The 25,376-nt window shown below is 60.2% G+C and carries 21 protein-coding genes and 1 tRNA gene; 8 read left to right on the top strand and 14 right to left on the bottom strand.

From position 1 onward, the window contains the following. Positions 1-8 precede the first annotated feature (8 nt). Genes BLU78_RS12330 through BLU78_RS12340 form a run of 3 tightly spaced genes read right to left on the bottom strand, consistent with a single transcriptional unit; the run spans position 9 to position 4,767 of the window. A complete protein-coding gene (locus tag BLU78_RS12330) occupies positions 9-2,495 on the bottom strand; it encodes an endonuclease MutS2 (RefSeq protein WP_010265986.1) in 2,487 nt (828 codons plus the stop codon). A 48-nt stretch (positions 2,496-2,543) separates the two neighbouring features. Further along, complete coding sequence (locus tag BLU78_RS12335; protein WP_010265987.1) at positions 2,544-3,542, bottom strand: MlaD family protein; 999 nt, start codon at positions 3,540-3,542, stop codon at positions 2,544-2,546. Positions 3,543-3,552: 10 nt separating this feature from the next. Continuing rightward, positions 3,553-4,767 (bottom strand): N-acetylmuramoyl-L-alanine amidase, encoded by a 1,215-nt coding sequence (locus BLU78_RS12340; RefSeq protein ID WP_026020850.1) that lies wholly within the window; start codon positions 4,765-4,767, stop codon positions 3,553-3,555. Between the two features lie 140 nt (positions 4,768-4,907). Here BLU78_RS12340 and BLU78_RS12345 point away from each other — a divergent pair, with 140 nt between their 5' ends. Further along, entirely contained in the window at positions 4,908-7,775 is a 2,868-nt protein-coding gene (locus BLU78_RS12345) for a putative LPS assembly protein LptD (RefSeq protein WP_026020851.1), read from the top strand. Positions 7,776-7,823: 48 nt separating this feature from the next. On the opposite strand, the gene BLU78_RS12350 is transcribed toward BLU78_RS12345, so the two are convergent. Further along, entirely contained in the window at positions 7,824-8,681 is an 858-nt protein-coding gene (locus BLU78_RS12350; protein WP_010265994.1) for a nitroreductase family protein, read from the bottom strand. 9 nt (positions 8,682-8,690) lie between these two features. Continuing rightward, positions 8,691-9,932 carry a nucleoside permease gene (locus BLU78_RS12355; RefSeq protein ID WP_010265996.1) on the bottom strand — a complete coding sequence of 414 codons (1,242 nt, stop codon included), beginning with the start codon at positions 9,930-9,932 and terminating at the stop codon, positions 8,691-8,693. Positions 9,933-10,069: 137 nt separating this feature from the next. Here BLU78_RS12355 and BLU78_RS12360 point away from each other — a divergent pair. Beyond that, positions 10,070-10,140: transfer RNA gene (locus BLU78_RS12360), tRNA-Gln, on the top strand. Between the two features lie 458 nt (positions 10,141-10,598). Here the strand turns inward: BLU78_RS12360 and BLU78_RS12365 are convergent. From BLU78_RS12365 to BLU78_RS12375, 3 genes are all read right to left on the bottom strand, one after another. After that, a complete protein-coding gene (locus tag BLU78_RS12365) occupies positions 10,599-11,564 on the bottom strand; it encodes a hypothetical protein (RefSeq protein WP_044106701.1) in 966 nt (321 codons plus the stop codon). Positions 11,565-11,704: 140 nt separating this feature from the next. Further along, entirely contained in the window at positions 11,705-13,786 is a 2,082-nt protein-coding gene (locus BLU78_RS12370) for a M3 family metallopeptidase (protein ID WP_044106702.1), read from the bottom strand. 81 nt (positions 13,787-13,867) lie between these two features. Then, a complete protein-coding gene (locus tag BLU78_RS12375; protein ID WP_010266002.1) occupies positions 13,868-16,051 on the bottom strand; it encodes a M3 family metallopeptidase in 2,184 nt (727 codons plus the stop codon). Positions 16,052-16,130: 79 nt separating this feature from the next. On the opposite strand from BLU78_RS12375, the gene BLU78_RS12380 reads away from it, so the two are divergent. The 3 genes from BLU78_RS12380 to BLU78_RS12390 all read left to right on the top strand — a co-directional run bounded on the left by BLU78_RS12380 (position 16,131) and on the right by BLU78_RS12390 (position 18,115). Further along, positions 16,131-16,862, top strand: a complete 732-nt coding sequence (locus BLU78_RS12380) for an RsmE family RNA methyltransferase (protein WP_010266004.1) — start codon at positions 16,131-16,133, stop codon at positions 16,860-16,862. A 138-nt stretch (positions 16,863-17,000) separates the two neighbouring features. Next, positions 17,001-17,546, top strand: a complete 546-nt coding sequence (locus BLU78_RS12385; protein ID WP_010266006.1) for a chromate transporter — start codon at positions 17,001-17,003, stop codon at positions 17,544-17,546. Beyond that, positions 17,543-18,115, top strand: coding sequence for a chromate transporter (locus tag BLU78_RS12390; protein ID WP_010266008.1), 573 nt, complete (start codon positions 17,543-17,545; stop codon positions 18,113-18,115). The genes BLU78_RS12385 and BLU78_RS12390 overlap by 4 nt, the downstream gene beginning before the upstream one ends. Here BLU78_RS12390 and BLU78_RS12395 read toward each other — a convergent pair. The 5 genes from BLU78_RS12395 to BLU78_RS12415 form a co-directional block, all read right to left on the bottom strand. Next, on the bottom strand, positions 18,096-18,551 hold the full coding sequence (locus BLU78_RS12395; protein ID WP_010266012.1) for a DUF4405 domain-containing protein: 456 nt from the start codon (positions 18,549-18,551) through the stop codon (positions 18,096-18,098). The genes BLU78_RS12390 and BLU78_RS12395 overlap by 20 nt on opposite strands. 70 nt (positions 18,552-18,621) lie before the next feature. Further along, positions 18,622-19,476: an AraC family transcriptional regulator gene (locus tag BLU78_RS12400; RefSeq protein WP_010266014.1), complete on the bottom strand. Its 855-nt coding sequence runs from the start codon at positions 19,474-19,476 to the stop codon at positions 18,622-18,624. Next, on the bottom strand, positions 19,473-19,760 hold the full coding sequence (locus BLU78_RS12405; RefSeq protein ID WP_010266016.1) for a hypothetical protein: 288 nt from the start codon (positions 19,758-19,760) through the stop codon (positions 19,473-19,475). The genes BLU78_RS12400 and BLU78_RS12405 overlap by 4 nt, the downstream gene beginning before the upstream one ends. Before the next feature lie 32 nt (positions 19,761-19,792). Next, on the bottom strand, positions 19,793-20,677 hold the full coding sequence (locus tag BLU78_RS12410; protein ID WP_010266018.1) for a class I SAM-dependent methyltransferase: 885 nt from the start codon (positions 20,675-20,677) through the stop codon (positions 19,793-19,795). Beyond that, positions 20,677-22,494, bottom strand: coding sequence for a peptidase U32 family protein (locus BLU78_RS12415; protein WP_026020852.1), 1,818 nt, complete (start codon positions 22,492-22,494; stop codon positions 20,677-20,679). Before BLU78_RS12415 ends, BLU78_RS12410 begins: the two co-directional genes overlap by 1 nt. Before the next feature lie 94 nt (positions 22,495-22,588). On the opposite strand from BLU78_RS12415, the gene serS reads away from it, so the two are divergent. From serS to BLU78_RS12430, 3 genes are all read left to right on the top strand, one after another. Next, on the top strand, positions 22,589-23,860 hold the full coding sequence (gene serS, locus BLU78_RS12420; RefSeq protein ID WP_020692793.1) for a serine--tRNA ligase: 1,272 nt from the start codon (positions 22,589-22,591) through the stop codon (positions 23,858-23,860). Between the two features lie 49 nt (positions 23,861-23,909). Further along, on the top strand, positions 23,910-24,077 hold the full coding sequence (locus BLU78_RS12425) for a DUF362 domain-containing protein (protein ID WP_010266056.1): 168 nt from the start codon (positions 23,910-23,912) through the stop codon (positions 24,075-24,077). Positions 24,078-24,150: 73 nt separating this feature from the next. Further along, positions 24,151-24,732, top strand: coding sequence for a sugar O-acetyltransferase (locus BLU78_RS12430; protein ID WP_010266058.1), 582 nt, complete (start codon positions 24,151-24,153; stop codon positions 24,730-24,732). A 302-nt stretch (positions 24,733-25,034) separates the two neighbouring features. Here BLU78_RS12430 and BLU78_RS12435 read toward each other — a convergent pair whose 3' ends face one another. Next, a complete protein-coding gene (locus tag BLU78_RS12435) occupies positions 25,035-25,319 on the bottom strand; it encodes a GIY-YIG nuclease family protein (RefSeq protein WP_010266062.1) in 285 nt (94 codons plus the stop codon). Positions 25,320-25,376: the final 57 nt, after the last annotated feature.

Below are 25,376 nucleotides of genomic sequence, written 5' to 3' on the forward strand. Positions count from 1 at the left end.
CACCGCTATCACGAAAAATTAACGATCGTTATTCCCGCCCCGCCGCGGTCGGCATGCTCGTCAACCGCCGAAGCGATCTCCGGCACCGTGCGGAGGTAACGGCGGATCTCCTCCTTCAAAGCCCCCGTACCCTTGCCGTGGAGGATCGACACCGTGCCGACGCCGACCATCAGCGCGTCGTCGATGAAGTTCTGCACCAGGTCCAGCGCCTCCGACGCCCGCATGCCGCGCACGTCGATATGGTCCTTGAAGTTGAGTTTGCGCGACGAAATGTCCACCGACACCACCGTCCGGGCCGTCACGGGACGTGTCGCCTCGCGGTATTCGTTGTTCGACACCACCGTCAGCCGGCTCTTGTCCACCGTCGTCAATATCTGCCCGAACGCCACCTGCACCCGTTTCCCTTTCACCGACTGCACCACGCCGACCATCTCCTGCCCGGCCATGCGGACCTTCGACCCGGGCACCACCTCACGCGGCTTTTCGGGTTCGGGGGCCACCGTCTCCGCGGCTTTCGCACCCTGCCGGGCCTTGCGCTCTTCACGCCGCTGCCGGCGGCGTTCGATGCGCTCGATCTCGCGGGCCACCGAGGCCTCCCTATCCGACGAATCGACCTGCTCGACCGCCTCGCGGAAGTCGTCCAACTCCCTCCGCGCCAGCCGCGTCAGCTCCTTCTCGGCCTGCGCCTCGCGGATGGTTTTAATCGTGTTCTCGATCTGTTTGTTGGCGTCGGCGATCAACTGCTGCGCCTCCTGCTTGGCCTTCTTCAGTATCTCCTGCCGCTCGGCGCGAATTTTCGCCAGTTGTTCGGCGTAGTTCTGTTCCAGTTCCTCGACCTTGCGGTCCGTCAGGCGGATGCGGTCGCGCTTCTGCTCCCAGTAGTGCTTGTCGCGGGCGATCTCGCGCAACTGCTTCTCGATGTTGATATGGTCCGACCCGGCTTTCTCGCTCGCCGCGCGGATGATCTCCTCCGGAAGTCCGATCTTGCGGGCGATCTCCACGGCGAACGAACTGCCCGGCTTGCCCGTCTCGAGACGGAACAGCGGACGGATATTCTGCACGTCGAACATCATCGCGCCGTTGGCGATGCCGTCGGTCGACGACGCATAGTATTTGATGTTGGCGTAGTGGGTCGTGATGACGCCGTAACACCCCTTCGCCAGCAGGCGTTCGAGGATCGCCTCGGCGATGGCCCCGCCGATGATCGGCTCGGTACCCGACCCGAACTCGTCGATCAGCGCCAGCGTCCGGTCCGAAGCTCCCGCCAGCATGTTTTTCATATTCAGCAGGTGAGACGAATAGGTCGAAAGGTCGTTGTCTATCGACTGCTCGTCGCCGATATCGAGGAAGATGCTCCGGAACACGGGCAGTTCCGAGACCTCCGAGGCCGGAACCGGAAATCCGCACTGGAACATATACTGCACGATGCCCGTGGTCTTCAGGCAGACCGACTTGCCGCCGGCGTTGGGGCCCGAAATGACGAGGATATGTTTACGGCGGTCCAGTTGCAGGTCCAGCGGCACGATCTCGCGCCCCGCGGCTTTTAGGGTCTGCTGCAACAGCGGATGGCGGGCGTTCTTCAGCACCAGCCGGTCGTCCGTCGAGAGGATCGGCCGCACACATCCGTTTTCCGAGGCCCAGCGGCCCTTGGCGCGCAGCATGTCCACTTCCGCGAGATAATCGCCCGAATCGGCGATCAGCCCGGCGTCGGGACGTATCGACTCGGTGAACTCGGTGAGTATGCGCACGATCTCGCGCCGCTCGGCATATTCCAGCTCACGCAGTTCGTTGTTGATCTCCACCACCTCGACCGGCTCGACGTAGAAGGTCTTTCCCGTCGCCGATTCGTCGTGGATGAATCCGTTGAGCTTGCGTTTGTTACCCGCGGCGACCGGAATCACGGCCCGCCCGTCGCGGATCGAGATCTGGGCGTCGGCATCGACGATACCCGCCCCCTTGGCCGAAGCCAGCACGGCCTGCAGGCGTTTGGCCGCCTGTCCCTCGCGTTCGCGGATGGCCCGGCGAATCTCCTGAAGGGCGGGCGAGGCGTTGTCCTTCACGTTGCCGAAGCGGTCGAGGATGCCCTCGATGCGCTGCACGATCTCCGGAAACGCCGCCACGCCGCGCGTGCGGGCGTACAGCGTCGGATAGTGCTCTTCGCGGCCGAGGATAAAAGCGACGATGCCGCCGACGACCGACAGCGCCTTATGCAGAACCGCGACCTCCTCCACGTCGAGGAACGAACCCTCGACACGCAGTTTGGCGACGACGTAATCAATATCGGGATAGTCTCCTCCGGGAAAATCGCGCTCCATGTCGAGCACGAGGCGCATCTCGTCGGCCAGCGCCAGTCGCCGCTCGATCTCGCGCGGCGAGGTCGAAAAGCCCTCGTCGGCAAGCCGCTCGCGGGCGGCGCGCATGGTACAACGGGCCGCAACCTGCTCACGAAGCCGGTCGAAACCTATTTTCTGCTCGAATGTGGCAGGGTAAATCATGACATAAAATAAAAATCCTTATTCCGGTCCTCCCGGAAAACCGCGGCGTTACAGCCGTTTGAGCGAGTCCCGTTCGGCCTTGGCGGCAGCTTTTGCAGCTTTCCGGTCGGCCTTCTCCTGCATCTTCTCCGGACTGCGCCCGAAGAGCGAGAAATGGACATAACGGCCCGGGTATTGTTCGAGGTTGGCCAGCAGCGACGCGAGGTTGTCGCTCGCCTCGGTCAGCGAATCGTAAAGCGCCGCGTCGTTCAGCAGCTTGCCGACGGTTCCTTCGCCCGAGCCGATCCGGCCCAGCAGGTCGTTGACCTCGCCGACCGCATCGGAGAGCTGCTGCACGAACCCGGAACCGGCCAGGTCAGCCGTGATGCGGTTCATGCTGCCCACGATGCTGTCCACACGCGGGGCGTTCTCGCCGAGCATCACGGAGAAAGCCGTAAGGTTATCCACAGCGGTTTTCAGATTGTGCTTCTCGGCATCGATGATACCGGCCATGTCGCCCGTGATGGTGTTCAGGTGTCCCAGCGTCCCGGTGATGCTCTGCGCATTGGTTTCCATCAGGTTATTGAGGGTCGTCAGCGTACGCGAGAGGTCGCCCGTCACCTGCGAGATCTTCTGTTTGAAGAAATCCAGTTCCGACCCGGCCACGTCCATCAGGTCGCGGTCACGGCTCGAACGCAGCGTATCGCCCTTTTCGAGATACGTGTGCGCCGATCCGTAGGTGATCTCGATGGCCTTGGCGCCCATCAGTCCGTTGCTGAAAATCTTGGCCTCGGAGTCGGTCGGAATGTGGTACTGACGTTTGACGGTCAGTTGCAGCACGACGTTGTCGCTGCGCTCGGGATCGAACGAAATACCCGTCACCGTGCCGATCTTCACGCCTTTCATCATAATCGGCGAAGCCGTCTGCACGCCGTTGATCTGGTCATAGGCGGCGTAATACACCGAATTGCGGCTGAAGATGTCGAATCCTTTCAAAAACCGGATTCCGGCCCACGCGGCGATGAGCATCACCACGGCGAAGATTCCGATTTTAACTTCTCTTTTCATATCTGAAATTTTATTTTACAATTTGCGTACCCCGGCAGCTCACCACAAAGGCCCCCGGGAATACCTTGCGGACCTCGGCCGCCTTGCGCTGGGCCGCGTCGCGGGTCTCGTATTCGCCCACACCGTATTTGTACGGGAAACGCCCCTCGGAAGTATACTGTTTCACCTTGCCCCTGTAATCGCGGAACTGCGGCGAGGAGACGGACACCTGCGACGCCGAAGCCATCACCTGAACCGTATAACGCAGGGGTTGCGCCGCGGGTTTCCGCGCCGGTTTTTCAGCAGCGGATTTCGACGTATCCGTTTTCGGCTTTTCCGTGACGGGTTTCTCTTTCTGCTTCCCGGCAGGCTTCTCCTCCGGCTTTTGAGCGGCAGTTTTCGCGGGCTCAGGCTCCGGAGCGGCGGTTTTCGCCTGCGCGTTCACCTGCACCTCCTCGGCCGTGCGCGTCCCGACCACATAGGCCGAATAGTCCCGCACGGCCTGGTAGAGCGAACGGGCGATCTCATTCTGCCCCTTCTCCGACTTCATGTAGGCCGCCTCCTGCGGATTGGACATGAACCCGATTTCGGTCAGCACGCCCGGCATGTCCGTAGCGTAAAGCACACGCAACAACTGCGGTTTGATGCCGCGCGAATGGCGCCCGGCCTTCAGGTAATTGTTCTGGATACAGCGGGCCATGGCCATACTGTACTCGCCGTAGGTGAACTGTAGGTTCTGGATATAGGCCCGCACGATGGCCGCCGTCCGCTCGTCGGACATGTCGATCAGATCCTCGCGGTTGCTCTCGTAAAGGGCGTTCTCGTTGTAACGCTGCTCCTTGGGGCTCTCGCCCATGATGAGCGTCTCGACGCCCCGGGCCGCCGTAGCGCGCGCCGCATTGACGTGAATCGAGATGAAGAGGTCGCCGCCGGCCTTGTTGGCAATGTCGGCACGCGCCTGCAGGTCCGAAGCCAGGTCCGTTCCCAGCGCCTTGTCGGTCTTGCGGGTGTAGACCACCTTCACGCCCGGCATCCCCTCCTCGATGAGTCTGCCCAGCTTCAGGGCCACCTTCAGCGTCAGGTCCTTTTCATAAATTCCCCCGTAATGCGCCCCGGGGAATTTACCCCCGTGTCCGGCGTCGATCACCACGACTTCGAAGCCGTGCGCAATATTCCCTGCGGCGGCAACGTTGGTAAAAACGGTTGCGGCTGCAAAGAGGAGTAGCAACAAGAGTCGTGTGCGCATATTTAATGGTAACAAGTGTGAGCTTTCTGTATTTTTTTACCTATCTTTGTCGGGCTTAAAACGCGGCAGGAATGCACCTGCGAGGCGTTCCGGGCGTTTTTGCCGACTTGTCGGCAAAGGTATGGAAAATTTTTGGGATTTTGGATAAAATTAGGGTAAAATATCTCTTGTCGGCAACGGTCCTGCTCCTGTTTGCCCAGATCGTTCTGGGCGGCGCGGCACCCCGCGCGGCGCTCGACGGCCCCGCATCCGACACCCTCCCGAATCCCCTCCCCGCCGACACCGTGCGCCCGCTTCCGGACAACGGACGGGCGCCGAGCGTCACCCCCTCGCGGCGCGAAGCACGGCGGCAGGCCCGTGAAGAGGCCCGGCGGCGCGACGCTTTCAACGCCCTTTCGCAGGAGGAGCGCGATTCGCTCTTTTCGTCGCAGGTCGACTCGCTCATAGCCCGCAAAGCCGACTCGCTGGGCATGTCCCGCCCCGACTCGCTCGCGGTCGACACGCTGCACCGCGACTCGGTCAAAAAACCGCGGCCCGCGGGCGCTTTCCTCGACGACCCGATCACGGGCAAGAACACCGACTCGCTGGTTTACGACGTGCGCAACAAACTGGTCTACATCTATAATCAGGGCGACGTCACCTACCAGAACAGCAACCTCAAAGCCGACTTCATGCGCATCGACATGGATTCGAAACTGGTCTACGCCTACGGCAAGCCCGACTCGGTGGAGGGCAAGTTCATCATCACCAAACCGGAGTTTTCCGACGGTTCGGCCTCCTACCAGATGGACACGATCACCTACAACCTCGACTCGAAGAAGGCCAAGATCAAAGGTGTGGCCACGCAGCAGGGCGACGGCTGGCTGGTGGGCGGCAGCGTGAAGAAAATGCCCGACAATACGATCAACATTCAGCACGGCAAATACACCACCTGCGACGAGACGGATCACCCGCACTTCTACCTGGCGATGACCAAGGCGAAGGTCATTCCGGGCAAAAAGGTCGTCACCGGCCCGGCCTACCTGGTGATGGAGGACGTGCCGATCTATTTCCTCGGCATCCCCGAGGGATTTTTCCCGATCAACATGGGCCCCAAGTCGGGCCTGCTGATGCCCACCTACGGCGAGGAGTACTCCAAGGGATTCTTCCTGCGCGACCTGGGCTACTACTTCACGCTGGGCGAATACGCCGACCTCGCGGTACGCGGCGGCTTCTACACGCTCGGTTCGTGGGAAGCCTCGGCGGCCTCGCGCTACATCAAACGCTACAAGTACAGCGGCAGCTTCAACATGCAGTACTCCAACGTGAAGACGGGTGAAAAGGGCGAGGACGACTACATCAAACAGAGCAACTTCCGCATCCAGTGGACCCACTCGCAGGACGCCAAAGCCAACCCGGGATCGACCTTCTCGGCTTCGGTGAACTTCGCCACCAGCGGTTACAGCCGCTACTCGGCCACCAACCTCAACGACATCCTCGCCACGCAGACCAACTCGACGGTCTCCTACTCGAAGAACTGGGCCGGCACGCCCTTCTCGCTCTCGGCCAACATGGCCATCTCGCAGAACTCGCAGAACAAGTCGATCTCGGTGACGCTGCCGACGGTGGTGTTCAACGTCTCGCGCTTCTACCCCTTCAAACGCAAAGAGAAGACCGGCAAGGACCGCTGGTATGAAAAGATTTCGATGCAGTACACGGGCAAGATGACCAACTCGGTGACCACCACCGAGTCGGAGATCTTCTCGAAAAAGACGCTCGAAAACATGAAGAACGGCATCGAACACTCGATTCCCATTTCGGCGTCGTTCAACCTGTTCAACTACATCAACGTCTCGCCGTCGGTCAACTACAACGAGAAGTGGTATTTCAAAAAGGTCGAGTTCGAGTGGAACCCCGTCACGAACCAGACCGACACGCTGCCCACGAACTACGGTTTCTACCGCCTCTACAACTACAACCTCAGCGTCTCGGCCTCCACGACGGTCTACGGCATGTACGACTTCACGAAGAAGAGCCGCAACCGCAAGATCCAGGCGATCCGCCACACGCTGACCCCCTCGATCGGCTTCTCCTACGCCCCGGACTTCAGCGACCCCAAATACGGCTACTACAAGACCCGCCAGACCGACTCGACGGGCCGTTTTACGACCTATTCGCCCTATGCCGTCAACGCTTACGGCGTCCCATCGTCGGGACGCTCGATGTCGATGAACTTCTCGCTGTCGCAGAACCTCGAAATGAAGGTGCTCTCGAAGCGCGACACCTCGGGCGTGAAAAAGATCAAACTCATCGACGAACTGCGCATCAGCGGCTCTTATAACTTCCTGGCCGACTCGATGCGTCTGTCGACCATCCCGATCTCGTTCCGCACGACGCTGTTCCAGAACTTCGGCATCAACCTCTCGGCGACGCTCGACCCCTACCGCGTCTCGCCCGAGGGCAAGCGATACAACAAGCTATTTTTCCCGGGCCGCATCGTCTCCACGGGCTGGTCGTTCGGCTATACCTTCAAATCGCGCGCCGACAAGTCCCAGCCGGCCATGAACGACATCACGTCGATCCCCCCGGAATACATGAACCCCTTCTTCGACCCCTACGGGCACATGGACCCCGTACTGCGAAGGCAATATATGGCGCAGAGCTACTACGACTTCTCGCTGCCGTGGAACTTCGGATTCAACTACTCGGTCAACTACTCGATCTCCTATGTCAACAACGGCACGACGGGCTACCGCAAGAACGTCACCCAGACGGTCGGGTTCAACGGCTCGCTGACCGTCACGCCCAAAACGGCCGTCACCTTCCAGGGCGGTTTCGACATCAAACAGAAGAAGCTCACGACCTCGTCGGTCTCCATCACGCGCGACCTCCACTGCTGGCAGATGTCCTTTTCGTGGATACCGTTCGGCTACCACCGTTCGTGGAGCTTCAACATCGGCGTCAAAGCCGCATCGCTCTCCGATTTGAAATACGACAAGTCGCAGTCGATGTACGACAACATGTACTAAACGAAAAGCGGCCCCGACCGGGGCCGCTTTCTTTACCGCTTTAATTAATTACAGAAGTGTCACCTCCGCCGGTTCGCGGTCGATGTAGTTGGGATAGCGGAACTGCGGCATCCCGAGGGCCATCACCGCACAGATGCGGCGGCCTTCGAGCCCCAGCATTTCGGGCAGCCGCTCCGTTTTGTCCTGCCGGAGGGCCGTCAGTACGAACCCCATGTAGATCTGGCTCACGCCCAGCGCCTCGGCCATCAGCGACGCGTTCTGATAAGCCAGGTTCGCATCCTCGCTCCCGAAACGGTTCGCCTTCGGAGCATGAATGAACAGCACCGCCGTCGCTCCCCGCAGCACGCGGTCGCGGCCTTCGGCATATTCGCGCCGCAGGCGTTTGAAGACGGGAACATAGCGGTACACGCCCGGCACGATGCGGCTCAGCCACGGCCGCACGAGCGGATTGAGGAGTCGTTTTTCCAGTTTGCCGAACACCCCGAGGGTGTACTCCGTAATCCCCCGCAGCATCGCCGGATCGGTCACCAGCGTATAGCCCAACTGGCGGGCGTTGCTGGCCGTCGGGGCCCGGTCGGCCGCCGCGACGATGCGGTCCAGCATCTCCTGCGGCACGGGAGTTTTCCGAAGGGCGCGGTTCGACCGCCTCACGGCCAACAGCAGCTCCACTTGTTCGGACGTCGGCAATGCGGCGTAATCGGCGGCATGCACCCGTTCGGGCGGGAACATCCCGTGCGCCACCGACCCCGTGGGACAGACGGCCACGCAATGACCGCAGCCGATGCAGTTCTCAGGCTTGCACAGGGTCACCGGGGCCCCGGCCTTTTCCTGTTCGAAAATCTGCGAAGGACACACCTTCACGCAATGGCCGCAGCGGATGCAGCTCTCCCGGATCGAAATCTCCATATCTGCCTGCTAATGCTTCACCGCTTCCGTTTCGGCGGGATTGTGCTTGTATTTGAAGACAAGGGCGAAGACAATGGCCACCACGAGGGCGTATCCTGCGAAAACGAACCACGAATCGGGCCAGTGGAAGGCATCCACCACGGCACCCGCGGCATACGAACCGAAGAAAGCGCCGAAACCGTTGGTCATAATCATAAAGACGCCCTGCGCCGAAGAACGTATCTCGCGGCTGGTCTCCTTCTCGACGAACAGCGATCCCGAGATGTTGAAGAAGTCGAACGCCACACCGTAAACGATCATCGAGAGAATGAGGAACACGGCTCCCGAACCGGGATTGCCCACACCGAAGAACCCGAAGCGCAGCACCCAGGCCAGCATCGAGATCAGCATCACCTTTTTGATTCCGAAACGCCGGAGGAAGAACGGAATCAGCAGGATGCAGAACGTTTCGGACATCTGCGACAGCGACAGCAGGATCACCGAGTGCTTCACGATGGCCGAATCGGCATACTGGGGCATCGTCCCGAAATTCTGAATATAGGTGTCGCCGAAAGCATTGGTGATTTGCAGCGCGGCCCCCAGCAGCATCGAGAAGATGAAGAAGATGGCCATGCGCTTCTCCTTGAAGAGCGCAAAGGCGCGCAGTCCCAGCGTATCGACCCACGATTGTTTGCGCACGCTGCGGTCGACGGCACACCCGGGCAGCGAGAACGAATAGACAGCCAGCACGAACGACAGCAACGCCGAAACATAGAGCTGCCAGGCCGTAAGTTTGATCTGCACGCCTCCGATCTGCACCAAATCGACGAACCACATCGCGGCGATGAATCCCACGGTGCCCCACACGCGGATGGGCGGGAAGTGTTTTACGGAATCGAGTTTCGCCAGGTCGAGGGCGTTGTAGGCCACGGAGTTCGACAGCGCGATGGTCGGCATGTAGAACATCACGCTCAGCAGCATGCAGCTGTACAGCGGCGCATAGGCCGTCTGCGAAGCCGCGGCGATCAGGAACCCGCCGCTGATGAGGTGGCAGATTCCCAACAGCTTTTGCGCCGGGACCCAGCGGTCGGCAATAATTCCCATCACGGCGGGCATGAACAGCGAGGCGACGCCCATCGTGGCGAAGAAACTGCCTATCTGCAATCCGGAAAACCCGAGGCCCCCGATATAAGCCCCCAGCGAGATGAGCCATGAACCCCAAATCGCATACTGAAGAAAGTTCATGACGATAAGCCGGAATTTAATTCCCATAATTTTCTGATTTAGTGTAAATTTTAAGTTTCAAACGGTTTTCCCTTTCCGGGATTAAAGCAAATGTACGAAATTTTTTTTGGAATTTTCTTTGCAATTGAAAAATAAAGCCCTACTTTTGCATCACCAAAATCTACTGAGCTATGGTGTAACGGTAACACAACAGATTCTGGTCCTGTTATTCCAGGTTCGAATCCTGGTAGCTCAACTCAAAAAAGATGCCTCCTTACGGAGGCATCTTTTTTGTTTTCAGGCACATTCGGCACGATTCTGGCGGGAAGACGTAAACGCATCGTTCTCTGCTTTTTCCCTCGAAACGGCCGTTTCGATAAACGAGCCGGAGATCACGGCCGGGTTTCGATATTCGAAACATGAAATGTTATATACACGCAATGCGTAACAAATACTCCGTACGGTCGCAGCATACACGAAATCAGAAGATTTAAAAATGCCGTTTTTTCAATTATCGCCTTGATTTTAGCTCCCGGAGGCTGTATGTTTGTATCAAGTTTCGAAAGGAGCTATGAAGAATTCATTTGCATGGAGTGACGCCCACAGAAGTTGAAAGGATTGCCGAATATTGACGCAACCATTGTTCATCAATCCGGAAAGCTTCAGCGGGGAGAGTTGGGAAACTCTCCCCGTTCTTTTTTTTGCCGCCGCACGCTACTCCAACCGGCCGAGAATCTCCCGCTGGCGTTTGAAGTGGTGGATGCGGGACAACTCCCCGGTCCCGGAGATCAGCGAGGCGAAGCGCCGCTGGTTGCGGACCCATTTCTTCACATACTCGTACATCATCGGATCGAACGTATGCATGGAATTGAGCGAAAAGAGCGCGATTCCCGCCACCTTGTAACGCTCCGACGAGATATAGGCATACGACGCCTCCAGATCCACCTCCGAGAGGTAGAAATTGACCCTGTTGCCGTTTTCGTATTCGCCCTCGCCGGCCATCTTTTCAGAATCTTTGACCAGTTCGAACAACTCCTCCTTCAGCAGGGCCACGCTCTGGTCCGAAATCAGGTGCATCGCCCGGAACGCCCGGATGGCATTGACCCAGTGCATGAACGCGCTACCGTCGAAAATGACGTGAGACTGGGGCACCAGTTGGACGCTCTGCACATATTCCAGGGCATTGCGGCGCAGCGAAGCGGAGAGTTGCAGCTCCTCGAACGTCGGCACCGACACATCGCCCATCTCGTGCTGGTAAAGCGATTTGAAGAGTTTGAAGCGCGTCAGATTCTCATATTTGAGGTAATATTCGGCCGGAATGGAGTTGACCGCCGACGCGAAAACCGCCGTGGGGTCTGACGCTATTTCGCGGAAAAAGCGGATGTTCTGCTCGAGAATCCCGTTGTAGAGGTCGAGCGAAGCGTCGAATTCGGTGAACGCCAGGCTGAAAAGGGCATTTCCCCCGACGGAGGAGCCCGTGACGCCGTCCAGCGAGAAACGCAGGTGCGCGCTCAGCGCACTGGCCTCGCCGAAAGTGAACCGCACTTCGCCGCGCATGCGGCGATATGCGGCCTCGCGACCGATATTGAGTACATCCATCAGCACCGACGCCGGCGTCGAATCCGGCGGCGTATGGGCATGAATCGCCCGAATCAACGCTGTATTCGATAATTCTGTCATAGTCTTGTCGTAAAATAATTCTCTGTCCCAGGGACAAATATACAAAAAAAACGCAGAAAAATAACAATTCCGGACACTTCGATACAAAAAGGAAGGAGAACCCGTCGGGTTCTCCTTCCTTTATGAACGAAGCCGGAGGGTTATTTTCCGAGCCCCATTTTCTCGATCAGCGCCTTGGTTTCGGGCTTATGGCCGCGGAACTGCTCGTAGAGTTTCATCGGATGCTCCGTGCCTCCTTTCGAGAGGATGTTGTCGCGGAACGACGAAGCCACCTCGCGGCTGAAAATACCCTTCTCTTTGAACAGCGAGAAGGCGTCGGCCTCGAGCACCTCGGCCCACTTGTAGCCGTAATAGCCCGCAGCGTATCCACCCGAGAAGATGTGTCCGAACGAGGGCGCCATCGCGGTCCCCGCAATGACGGGCATCACCTGCGTCGGGGCCATCGAAGCCACCTCGAACTGCTCCACGTCGCCGTCAAACGGCTCGGTGAGCGTATGCCAGGCCATGTCGGTCATGCCGAACGAGAGCTGACGCACGTTGGCGTAGGCCGCCAGATAATTCTGTGCAGCGACGATGCGGTCCACGATCTCGGCAGGAATCGGCTCGCCGGTCTCGTAATGCACGGCCCACAGGTCGAGAAACTCCTTCTCGGTGGCCCAGTTCTCCATGATCTGCGAGGGCAGCTCCACGAAATCGCGGTAGACGCTCGTACCGGTCAGCGACTCGTATTTGCCCTCGCCCAGCATGCCGTGGAGGGCATGTCCGAACTCGTGGAGGAAGGTCTCCATCTCGTCGAAAGTCAGCAGCGAAGGCGTCGTCTCGGTGGGCTTGGTGAAATTCATCACCAGCGACACCAGCGGACGGGTCTCCACGCCGTCCTCGATTTTCGTGCCGCGGAACTCGGTCATCCACGCCCCCGAACGCTTCGAGGCACGGGGGAAGAAATCGAGGTAAAGCACCGCCATGAAACGGCCGTCGGCATCCGTCACGTCGTAGGCCGTCACGTCGGGATGGTAGACCGCGATCTTCCCGTTGGGCGTGAAGTTCAGTCCGTAGAGTTTGTTGGCCAGCATGAAGACGCCTTTCTTCACGTTTTCGAGCTTCAGGTAGGGTTTCACCAACTCGTCGTTCAGGGCGTATTTCTCATCCTTGTATTTCTCGGTGTAATAGGCCCAGTCCCAGGGCATCAGCTCGCCCTTGAAGCCGAGCGACGCGGCATAGTCGGCGACCATGCGGTAGTCGGCGTCGGCATAGCTCTTGGTCTCGGCGAGCAGTTCGGCGAGGAAGTCGTTGACGGTCTTCGTGTTCTCGGCCATGCGGTTTTCGAGCACGTAATCGGCATAGCACTTGTAACCCAGCAGGTTGGCCATCTTCAAACGCGTATTGACGATCTTCTTCACGATCTCCGTATTGTCGAATTCGCCGCCCAGCGCCTTGGAGCCGCTGGCCCGCCAGAGTTTCTCTTTCAGGGCGCGGTTTGACGAATAGGTCATGAACGGGAGGTAGCTGGGATACTGAAGCGTCACCGTCCAGCCCTTCTCGCCGCGGGCCTTGGCCTCGGCGGCCATACCCTCCTTCACGAACGCCGGCAGCTCGGCCACCACTTTCGGATCGGTAATGTTGAGCGTAAAGGCGTTGGTCGCCGCGAGGGCGTTCTGCCCGAACTGAAGCGTCAGCGCCGACAGTTCGGAGGAGTACTGGCGGTAGAGCTCCTTGTCGGCGTCGGACAAAGCCGCGCCGCTGCGGGCGAATCCTTTGTAGGTGTCCTCCAATAGTTTCTTATCCTCTTTTTTGAGGCGTCCCGGATGTTCGTAAACGTATTTCACACGGGCGAACAGCTCGGGGTCGAGCGAAATGTCGTTCGACAGCTCCGTCAACTTGGGCTGCACGCGCTGTGCGATCTCCTGCATCTCGTCCGACGAATCGGCTTCGAGCAGGTTGAAGAAGAGCCCCGAGATGCGGTTCAGCAGCTCGCCCTGACGCTCCAGCGCCACGATCGTATTGCCGAAGGTCGGTTTCTTGGGGTTTTTGACGATCGCCTCCACCTCGGCGCGCGAGCAGGCGATTGCGGCGTCGAACGCCGGCTCATAGTCCGCGAGCTTTATCTCGGAGAACGGCGGGGTCTCGTGGGGCGTGTCCCACGCCGCGAGAAGGGGGTTCGACATATCGAGTTCGGGCAACTGTGCTTTGGGAATCGAATTGTCGGCACAGCCTGCCGCCATAGCGGAAACAGCCATAATAAACAGTACTTTTTTCATTTTTTATTTCGGTTTGCGGTTTCTTTCTGAATGGGTTTCGTCCGGTCAGTTTTCGGGAACAGCCTTTACGCGGAAGCCTTCGGCAGGCTCAGGCGAGCCGGCCAGCGAATCGACCGGTTCGGGTTCGTTCCACAACCCCCGGCTGCGGAGCATCGCCCGCTTGTCGGGGTCCTTGCCGCGGAAGTCGCGGTACATGGCCATACCGTCCTCCGAACCGCCGCGGGCGAGGATCTTGCGGCGGAAATCATCGGCGATCCGCTTGTTGAAAAGGTCGCCGCTCTCGCGGAAGGCTTCGAAGACATCCTTGTCCAGCACCTCGGCCCACGTGTAGAAATAGTAACCCGCGGAATAGCCGCCGTCGAAGATGTGCGAGAAATAGGGATAGCGGTAACGGGGCTCGATCTGCGGAATCAGCCCGCGTTTTTCGGTCAGGGCCTTGCGTTCGAACTCCATCGGGTCGAACGGCTCGTATTCGGAGATCGAGTGGATGTCCATGTCCGAGAGCGCCGCTGCGATCAGCTCGGTGGTCATGAATCCCTGGTTGAACAGCTCGCTGCGGCGCAGTTTCTCGACCAGGTACGCCGGAATCACCTCGTTCGAACGGTAGTGCACGGCGTATTGTTTCAGCACCTCGGGATCGAAAGCCCAGTTCTCCATCAGCTGCGAGGGCAGCTCCACGAAATCGCCCTCTACCTCCGTCAATCCGCGGTATTTCACGTCGTGAAACAGGAAATGGAGCGCATGTCCGAACTCGTGGAACAGCGTTTCGGTCTCGTCGAGCGTCAGCAGTGCGGGGGCGCTCGACGTGGGACGGGTGAAGTTGCAGACGATCGACACCACGGGCGCCACGCGCCTGCCGTCCTTGTAGGTCTGCTCCACATAGTTGCCGCACCACGCGCCCTGGCTCTTGCCGTCGCGCGGGAAGTAGTCGAAGTAGAGCACGCCCAGATGCGACTCGTCGGCGTCGAGCACCTCGTAGGCAATGGCATCGGGGTGGTACAGCGGCACGACAATGGGGCGGAACGTGATGCCGTACAGACGGTTCGCCAGGAAGAAGATGCCGCTCTGCACGTTCTCCAGCGAGAAATAGGGACGCAACTGCTCCTCTTCGAGCTGGTATTTCTGCTTGCGGACCTTCTCGGCATAGTACCACCAGTCCCACGAAGCGAACTCCCCGTCGGGGTGGTCCTTTTTGAAAAGCTCCTCCATCTCGGCCAGCTCGCCCTTGGCGCTCTCCAGCGCAGGCGTCCATATCTCGTTCAGCAGTTTGTAGACGGCGTCGGTCGTCCCGGCCATCTCGTCGTCCACCACGTAGTCGGCATACGACGGATAGCCCAGCAAATGAGCCTTTTCCGTGCGCAGGCGGATGAAGTCGTTTATCAACTGCTTGTTGTCATACTCGTCGCCGTTGTTGCAGCGGTTGAGATACGCCTTGTAAATCTCCTCGCGCAGTTCGCGTTTCTGGGAGTAGGTCAGAAACGGGATCAGGCTGGGTTTGTGCAGCGTAAAGGCATACTTGCCTTTCTTGCCCATCGCCTCGGCCTTCTCGCGGGCCTGGTCGCGGACATTGGCCGAAATGCCGTCCAGGTCGGACGACTCGAGCATCAGCGTATAGTTGTTGTTCTCGGCGAGGATATTCTGCCCGAATTTCACCGACGCCAGCGACAACTCCCCGTTGATGGCCTTCAGACGGGCTTTCTGTTCGGCGTCGAGCAGCGCTCCGGCACGCACGAACCCGCGGTAGGTCTTCTCCAGCAGACGGCTCTGGTCTGCGTCGAGTTCCAGCGCGGCGCGCCGGTCATAGACGGCCTTCACCCGCTCGAAGAGCTTTTCGTTCAGGAGTATCTTGTCGGCATGCGCCGCCAGCATGGGCATCACCTGCTCCTGCAAGGCCTGCATCTCGGCGGTATTCTCCGCAGCGCAGAGCATCCCGAAGATCAGTTCCGTCTGCGCGAGCATCTGTCCCGAATCGTCATAGGCCAGGATGACGTTCTCGAACGTCGGCGCGTCGTTGTCCGACGTGATGGCGTCGATCTCGGCATCGTGCAGCGACATGCCGCGTTCCAGGGCGGGCAGGAAATGCGCGGGAGTCATCCTGTCGAAAGGCGGAACCCCGTAGGGCGTGTTCCATTCGGCGAAAAAGGGATTTTCGCCCACGTTTTTATCAGACTTGCAGGAGGCGAGTGCCATGACCAGAAAAAGTGTTAAGAAAGCGGTAATACGTTTCATGCTGTCGTGTTATTTTAGTAACTTTGCCGCATATTATTTACAAAGTTACAATAAAATTCCATAAATAACGCCTCCGATCATGCAACTATTTTACGCACCGGACATCATGCCGCCCCTGCACACTTTGGGCGAGGAGGAGTCGAAACACTGTGTCCGCGTCCTGCGTCTGCGGAGCGGCGGGCGCATCCATATAACTGACGGACGGGGCAATTTATTTTGCTGCGAGATCACCGACGACAACCCCAAACGCTGTACGGTGCGGGTTGTCAGCACCGAAGAGGGGTTCGAAAAAATGCCCTATGCGCTGACCGTCGCCGTCGCGCCGACGAAAAACCCCGACCGCTTCGAGTGGCTGCTCGAAAAGGCCACCGAGGTCGGCGTCACGGAGTTCCTGCCCCTCGACACGGCCCACAGCGAACGGCACGTCTTCAAACCCCTGCGGGGTGAGAAGGTCATCACCGCGGCGATGAAACAATCGCTGAAGGCCTACCGCCCGACGCTGCTGCCCCTCACGCCCTTCCGCGAGGCGGTGCTGCGGCCCTTCGAGGGACGGCGTTTCATCGCCCACTGCGCCCCGGCCCGGTCGCCCGAAGGCAAGGCCTACCTGCCCGACACGCTCCGCGCAGGCGAAGCGGCCGCGGTCTTCATCGGCCCCGAAGGGGATTTCTCGCCCGAGGAGATCGACTTCGCCCTCGCCAACGGGTTCGAAGAGATCACACTCGGCACCCAGCGTCTCCGCACCGAAACGGCGGCCCTCGTGGCAACGGTCATGGCCTCGGTCGTAAACCCGCCTAAAAGGCGGGACTTATGAGCGGCGGAAGCGGGAAACGGGCTTTGACGTGCAAAATCCTGCCGCAGCCGCTAAAACCGGCTTCTTAAGCCGGTGGTTTTGGTACTTTTGCCACCAAAAAGACTGCGAATGTTAAAAAAAATATAAAACCTGAATAACTTGCAACGCCTCCATACCATCTTCCTGTCATTCTTCAAAATCGGGCTCTTCACCTTCGGCGGCGGCTACGCCATGCTTCCGCTGATCGAGCGGGAGCTCATCGCCAAACGCAAGTGGATCGAGCAGAAGGAGTTCCTCGACCTGCTGACCCTCGCGCAGTCGGTCCCGGGACCGATCGCCGTCAACACCTCGGTGTTCGTGGGCTACAAGGTCCGCGGCTTCGGCGGCGCCGTGGCGGCCCTGCTGGGCGCCGTGCTGCCGTCGTTCGTCATCATCCTGGCCATCGCGCTCTTTTTCGCCGACATCCGCCAGAACCCGGTCGTCGACGCCGCTTTCAAAGGCATGCGCCCGGCTGTCGTGGCCCTCATCATCGGTCCGGTCATCTCGCTGGCCCGGGGCATGCACTGGACGATGTTCGGGGTCATCGCCGTGGCGGCCCTCGCAGTCTGGGGAGTGGGACTGTCGCCGATCTGGGTGCTCGTCATCGCCGCCCTGCTGGGCATCGCATGGGAACTCGCAATCGTTAAAAGGAAAGGAAAGCAATGATACTCTGGCAACTCTTCATATCATACCTTAAGATAGGCTTCTTCGGGTTCGGCGGAGGCTACGCCATGCTGTCGCTGATCCAGAACGAGGTGGTCGTACAGCACCAGTGGATGACCAACGCCCAGTTCGCCGACATCGTCGCCGTGTCGCAGATCACCCCCGGCCCCATCGCCATCAACTCGGCGACCTACGTGGGTTACAGCGTCGGAATCCAGACCGGACACCTCTGGTGCGGCATCCTCGGTTCGGTGATCGCCACCTTCGCCGTCTGCCTGCCGTCGCTCACGCTGATGATCCTCGTGGCGCGCTTCTTCATGCGCCTCAAACACAACAGGCTGGTCGAGGGAGCCATGCGGGGCATGCGCCCGGCGGTGATCGGCATGATCGCCGCGGCGGCCCTGCTGCTGATCTTCCCCCACAGCGACGCCCCCGGCGACCAGAATTTCATCGACGCCTGGAGCTGGGTGCTGTTCGGCGGAGTCTTCGCAGGGTCGTGGCGCAAGGTCAACCCCATCCTGCTGATCGTCCTCTCGGCCGCGGCGGGAATACTCATCTATTACGTGTTCTGACGTGCGCCATCAGTCCGCCGTACAAACGTCGGGCCCGCGTCAGCATATGCAATGTTCCCAGGATTCCCGCGACAAGTCCCGCAACGTAATGGCACAGCCCGACCGGCGTGCCGGGTCCCTCCACGCAGCACAATAACAGCACCGCCGTAACAAGCAGCGGAACGCATACGGCCGACAGCGCCAATACGATCCGGCTCCTGCCCTTCGGGCCTTTCGCCCACAGACCTTTATACCACCCCCAATGATCCCTGACGTGTATGGCTCCGAACACCGTAAACTGCAGACCGACGAGCGTGTGGAACACCGCCCAGTCGTGCCATGCCTCATGGTCCGCGCCGTGCCCGGCGACATGCAGTTCCAAACCCGTATATACCGTCAGCGCAAAAAGAAGCACCAATACTGAATCCACAAGGAATACAAACCGTTTTTCGTTCATCGTTTTTTTAGTTGCAAAATAACGGCTTGCCGGGCAAAGGGACAATGGACGCCACGAGGCGGGAATTGGACTATTCGAGGTATTTTTTCCGATAGGCGGTGGGATTCAGTCCTGTCTGCTTCGTGAACAGGCGGGTGAAATAGGCATAATCGTCGAAGCCCAGTTTGCAGGCTATCTCCCCGATGTTGCGCGTCGTATAGACCAGCATACGCTTCGCGCGCAACACGATTTCGTTCCGGATGTACCTGCCGACACTCTCCCCGGTCACGTTTTTCACCACCTCGTTCAGATAAACCGGGGAGATATGCAGCGCCGCCGCATAGTGGGCCGGATTCCGGACGATCCGGTCGTCTTCCGCCAGCAGTTCCCTGAATGCCAGCACGATTTCCACATGCCGCCGGTTTCCGGGCAATCGGCCGACCGCACTCCGCAGGATCTCCGTCACCATCCCCATCAGCGCATCCGACAGATACCGCACGATGCGTTTCGAATCGTCGTTCTCCAGGCTGTCCATCCTGCGGAGAATCATTGCAAACAACCGTTTCAGTTCGTCCCGCTGCGCCCCGGCGGTACGGCAGGGAGCCGGACACAGCGCATATTCGGCGAGCACCTGCTTATTCGGGGGATCGACGAGCGCAGCGTCCGCAAAGAGGAGCAGCGCCTCGGCGTCGCCGGCATCCGCAATGCGGTGGACCTGTCCCGGCCGGACAGCCACGACGTCGCCCTCCGAAAGCCGATACTCCCTGAAGTCGATGCCGACACGGCAGCTTCCGCCGGTCACCAGCCCGAACACATAGTAGTCGTCGCGGTGGGCATACCCAACAGGCTCTCCCGCCGGCCGGGAAGCGATCTCCTTGACGAATATCCCGAAATCGGAACGCTGGGCCGCCTTGTGCAGGGGGATGGAGGCGGATTCCGGATTCACAGCGCCAGCAGCATGGTTCCGCCCGTCAACAGCAGGAGCAGGAACGCCGCGAGGAACAGCATGCCCAGCACGGCGACGAAGGTCCCGATGCACCCCCACCGCTGGTCGCCGCCCGGCAGCGGATCGGTGAGCAGGGCGACGACGAGCCCCACCAGCGGCGTGAAGATCACGCTCAGAAGAAACGCCCAGCCGAAGCCGATGCGCCGGCGGCTGCCGATGATCCCCACCAGCACGGAGAGGAAACAGCCGCTCAGAAGTCCGAATACCAGGGTCAGAATACTCATATCTTGCGTTTTAATCCAATGTCAAAAGGCGCCTATCGCGTAAAGCGGTAATAGGTCCCGAGCGGCAGCTCTTTGCCGGCCCGGTCGGAGAAACAGAGTTCGCCCCACTGCTCCGTGCGCGGAGCCCCGAACGCCTGCCTGACGGCGGTGCGGGCCAGCGTCGAGGAGAGTCCCATCGAATAGAGATTCAGCACGAGGAAGGCGTTTTCCGGCTCCAGCAGTTGCGCACAGCACGCCAGCATCTCGCAGATGTTGTCCTCCAACACCCACTTTTCGCCGTTGGCCCCGCGCCCGTAAGCCGGAGGATCGAGGATAATGCCCCGGTAACGGCTACCGCGGCGCACCTCGCGCTGCACGAATTTCAGCGCATCCTCGACAATCCACCGCACGCCCTCCAGGCCGCTCTGCTCCATATTCCCGCGCGCCCACGTCACCACCTGCTTCACCGAATCGACATGCGTCACCTCGGCCCCGGCGGCGCGGGCCGCCAGCGTCGCGCCGCCCGTATAGGCGAAGAGGTTCAGCACCTTCGCGCCGCCCGAATCCCCGGCCAGCGCCCGGCACTCGTCGTAAATGAAGTTCCAGTTGGCGGCCTGCTCGGGGAAGATGCCCACGTGTTTGAACGACGTGAGCCCCAGCCGCATGCGCAGCCGCATCTCCCGGTAAGCATACTCCACTGTCCAGCGGTCGGGGGTCTTGGGCGCAAGACGCCATTCGCCGCGCTCGTCGCTGCGGGCGTCGCGCAGGAACGCGGCATCGGCCGTGCGGCGCCACTCCTCTTCGGAAAGCGTCCGCCGCCAGATGGCCTGCGGCTCGGGACGGCGCGTCACATAGCGCCCGAAACGCTCCAGTTTCTCGAAATCGCCCGTGTCGATCAGTTCGTAATCCCCGAAATCGGGTGTCAGCTGCTCCTGCATTATTTCAGATTTTTCGTGCAATCAATTAATGACATTTCGCATGCCGCGCAGTCGAATTCCAGCCGGTAACGATGCGCGCCGTGCTCCAGATAGAGGTCGCCGCGCAGCCGCGGACGCTCACGGAGACATTCGCCGATCTCGCGGCGGATGCAGTAGGCCGAACGCATCACCCGACGCCCGGCGGTCGTCGGCGCGAGGTCCAGCCCCCGCTCGATGCGCACTACCCCGTGGTCGCGGTAGAACGCCCCGGCCAGCCGGTTGGTGACGTTCTCCTCGGCTGTCAACTCTTCCGAGGGATACCGCGCCGCCGGATTTTCGGGCAGGATGCGGTGCTCCAACGTCCTGTTCCGGCGCGCCCCGTCCAATGCGGAAAACGCCTCGCGGCGCACCTCGGCGGCCAGCGACGCCGGCACGAACCACTCCGCGCCCCGCACCTCAACGTCCCTCACCGTGAAGATCGTATCGCCCGATTTCATCGCCTGCACCCGCAGCGCCGAGGCGTTGGCGCCGGGATTCTTCGCCGCATCGAGCGGCACGGTGCGCCCGACCGAAGCCGTGACGCCCTCGCAGTCGGTGTAGGTTATCGCAAAACCCTCCGCCGAAGCTTCCGCAACGGCCGTGACGGGAATCACCCGCCGCGTACGGCTGCGCTCCAGCCGGAGGTTGAACAGCCGGTCGGAATTGCGGTAAACCTCCGCCCCGACGACGATCCCCTCCATGCGGTTGGGAGTGATGCGGCGCACCTCGGCGGCATTGACATTGGTTCCGGCCACCCCGCGGGGCGAGATGAAGCAGATGCCGTCGCCCGGAGCCAGTTCAGCCTCTCCGGAGAGTACGAACCCGCTCCCGAAAACCTTCGCCACGCGCCCCACATACTCGCCGACGGCCTTCGGGGTGTCGAACGACGCCACCCCGGAACGCTTTCCGGCAAAAAAGTATTCGGATTCCCCGCGCGTAAAACTCTTCGACGGATCGGGCGTAAAATCCGGAACGCTCTCGCCGACGGACGACCGCACGAATCCCGGCCGCACGGCCAGCGCCTCGTCCACCGCCCGGCGGTAATAAGCCACGACGTTTTTGATGTAATTGGTGTCTTTCAGACGCCCTTCGATTTTGAAAGAGGTGACGCCCGCATCCAGCAAATCACCGATGCGGTGCGACAGGTTCATGTCGCGCACCGACAGCAGGTGCTTGCCGGCGATGTACGTGCGTCCTTTTCCGTCGGTGAGGTCCCACGCCAGCCGGCAGGGCTGGCTGCATGCGCCCCGGTTGCCGCTGCGCCCGGACATCGACCGCGAAAGGAAACAACGGCCGCTGAAGCCCACGCAGATCGCCCCGTGGACGAAACATTCGACTTCGGCCGTCGTGGCCGAACAGATCGCCCGGATTTCGTCCAGCGACAGGTTCCGTTCCAGGATCACCCGGGCGAACCCCGCCTCGCCCAGAAAGCGCGCCCCCTCGGGCGTCGAGTTGCAGACCTGCGTCGAGGCGTGCAGTTCGACGGGCAGCGACATCCGCCGCAGGGCCATGTCCTGCACGATCAGCGCGTCGACGCCCGCGGCGATCAGCTCGCGGGCCTGCCGTTCGGCCTCCTCCAGTTCGTCGTCCCATACCAGCGTATTGAGCGTGGCATGGACCCTTACGCCGTAGCGGTGGGCGTATTCAGCGACGCGGGCGATCTCCTCCGCCGGGTTGCCCGCGGCCTGCCGGGCCCCGAACTTCGCTCCGCCGATATAGACGGCGTCGGCGCCGTAGTCCACGGCGGCCACGGCGGAGGCATAATCTTTGGCGGGGGCCAATAATTCGACGGTTTTCACGAATACGGAATTTTGCACAAAAATAAGACAATTTTAGGAATTGTTTTGTAATTTTGCCACCTGTAACGCGAAAACACAAAAATCACCCGATAGTATGCTCACGATAAAGCAAATCCGCGATGACAAAGAGGCTGCCGTCCGCCGTCTGGCCAAGAAGGGCGTGGACGCCGCGCCCGTCATCGAGAAGATCATTGATTTCGACGACCGCCGCAAAGCCGTCCAGCTCGATCTGGACAACACGCTGGCCGCCCAGAACAAGGCCGCCAAGGAGATCGGCGCGCTGATGGGCCAGGGCCGCCGCGAAGAGGCCGAGGAGCGCAAACGCTTCGTGGCCGACCTCAAAGAGAAATCCTCGCGCCTCGAGGCCGAGCTGAACGACGTCCGGCAGGAGTTGCAGGCCGCCATCGTCTCGCTGCCGAACTTCCCCGCCGAGATCGTCCCCGAAGGCAAAACCGCCGAGGACAACCTCGTGGTGAAACTCGAGGAGAACTACACGACGCTTCCCGAAAACCCGCTGCCCCACTGGGAGCTGGCCCGCAAATACGACATCATCGACTTCGACCTGGGCGTGAAGCTCACCGGCGCCGGATTCCCCGTCTACAAAGGACAGGGCGCACGGCTCCAGCGCGCGCTGATCAACTATTTCCTCGACTGCAACACCCGAGCCGGCTACCTCGAGGTCGAGCCGCCCGTGATGGTCAACGAGGCTTCGGGCTTCGGTACGGGACAGCTTCCCGACAAGGAGGGCCAGATGTACCACGCCACGGCGGACAACTTCTACCTGGTGCCCACGGCCGAGGTTCCCGTGACGAACATCTACCGCGACGTGATTCTCGAAGCGGCCGATTTCCCGGTGAAGATGACCGCCTACACCCCCTGCTTCCGCCGTGAGGCCGGGTCCTACGGCAAGGACGTGCGCGGCCTGAACCGCCTGCACCAGTTCGACAAAGTCGAGATCGTGCAGCTGTCGCTGCCGGAAAAGTCCTACGAGGCGCTCGACGGCATGGTGGCCCATGTCGAAGGGATCGTCAAATCGCTCGGCCTCCCCTACCGCATCCTGCGGCTGTGCGGCGGCGACATGTCGTTCACTTCGGCGCTAACCTACGATTTCGAGGTCTACTCCGAAGCCCAGAAACGCTGGCTGGAGGTGTCGTCGGTGTCGAACTTCGAGTCGTTCCAGGCCAACCGCCTCAAACTCCGCTACCGCGACGAGGAGAAGAAAATCCAGCTGGCACACACTTTGAACGGCTCCTCACTGGCCCTGCCGCGCATCGTGGCGGCGCTGCTGGAGAATTTCCAGACCCCCGAAGGCATCCGCATCCCCGAAGTGCTGGTTCCCTACACGGGTTTTGATTTTATCAAATAAGTTTTTATATTTGCACTCACACATACTAACAAATAAATTTTTCAAAACAATGGCTTACAAAATTACCGACTCCTGCGTTGCATGCGGCACCTGCATCGGCGAGTGCCCCACGGAGGCTATTTCGGCCGGCGACATCTATGTCATTGACGCCGACAAGTGCATCGACTGCGGCACCTGCGCAGGCGTTTGCCCGAGCGAAGCGATCGTTTCGGAGTAACGAACGGAATATCCGCAAAAAGCACACCCCGCAGTCTCGGCCGCAGGGTGTGCTTTCGGTTTAAACGACAGCTATGGACGATCTTGAAAAAATGAAGGCGGGGCTCTGGCTTTACGCCATAACGCCGCAGATCGGCGAAGCCCTGCGGCGGACCGAAGAACTGGTCTTCGAACTCAACCGGCTGCCGCCCAGCCGCCGCGAGGAGCGCGAGGCGATCATCCGCCGGCTGTTCGGGCGCATCGGCCGGGAATTCACCATCCACAGCCCGTTCCACTGCGATTTCGGGGAGCAGATCTCGGTCGGCGACCATTTCGTCGGCAATTTCAACCTGACGATCCTCGACGAAGCTCCGGTGACGATCGGCGACCACGTGTTCATCGGTCCCAACGTGGGGCTCTACACCGTCAGCCATGCCCTCCTGCCCGACCAGCGCAACGCAGGCATCATGCGTTCGCGGCCCATTACCATCGGCAACAACGTCTGGATCGGGGGCAATACGGTGGTGATGCAGGGCGTGACGATCGGCGACAACGCGGTGATCGGCGCCGGGAGCGTCGTCACGCGCGACATCCCCGCGGGGGTGATCGCCGTGGGATCGCCCTGCCGGGTCTTGCGGGAGATCACCGAAGCGGACCGCATCGCGGAGGTATATTAAGAAAAAAGGAAAAGCGCCCCGGAAACGGGGCGCTTTTCCGTCATTGCGAGGAGGACTTTAGTCCGACGCGACAATCCGATAGAAGACCAGGACCTTACAACGCGTATCCAGCAGATTCCCACGCTCACTCCCATTCGCTCGGAATGACACGGAACGCTCTTTTACGTCATTGCGAGGAGCCGCAGGCGACGCGGCAATCCGATTGGAAGTTATAATCTCACAACGCACCCACCAGATTCCCACGCTCACTCCCGTTCGCTCGGAATGACATCCCCGGCTGAAACGTTACGGCACAGCGGAAATCAGACGATTCCGTCCGACAAATCTTTCCACAACGAATTTCGAGAGTCAACCAACTCCATCTTCCGTTTCCGGCTCCAACTTTTGATTTGTTTCTCCCGGGCGATTGCATCCCGAACGTCCCGATACCCCTCGACGTAAATCAACTTATGGACGTTGTAGCGGCGCGTGAATGCAGACTGACCGGCGGCATGCTCTTTCATCCGCCGGGATAACGAGGTCGTAACGCCGACATACAGCACCGTATGCAGTTTATTGGTCAATATATATACATAGCTGCTCTCCATGGCCGATTCTACGGTTTCTTCAGATTGCCGCGTCGCCTGCGGCTCCCCGCAATGACG

It is taken from the genome of Alistipes timonensis JC136 (assembly GCF_900107675.1).
Taxonomy (GTDB): Bacteria; Bacteroidota; Bacteroidia; order Bacteroidales; family Rikenellaceae; genus Alistipes; species Alistipes timonensis.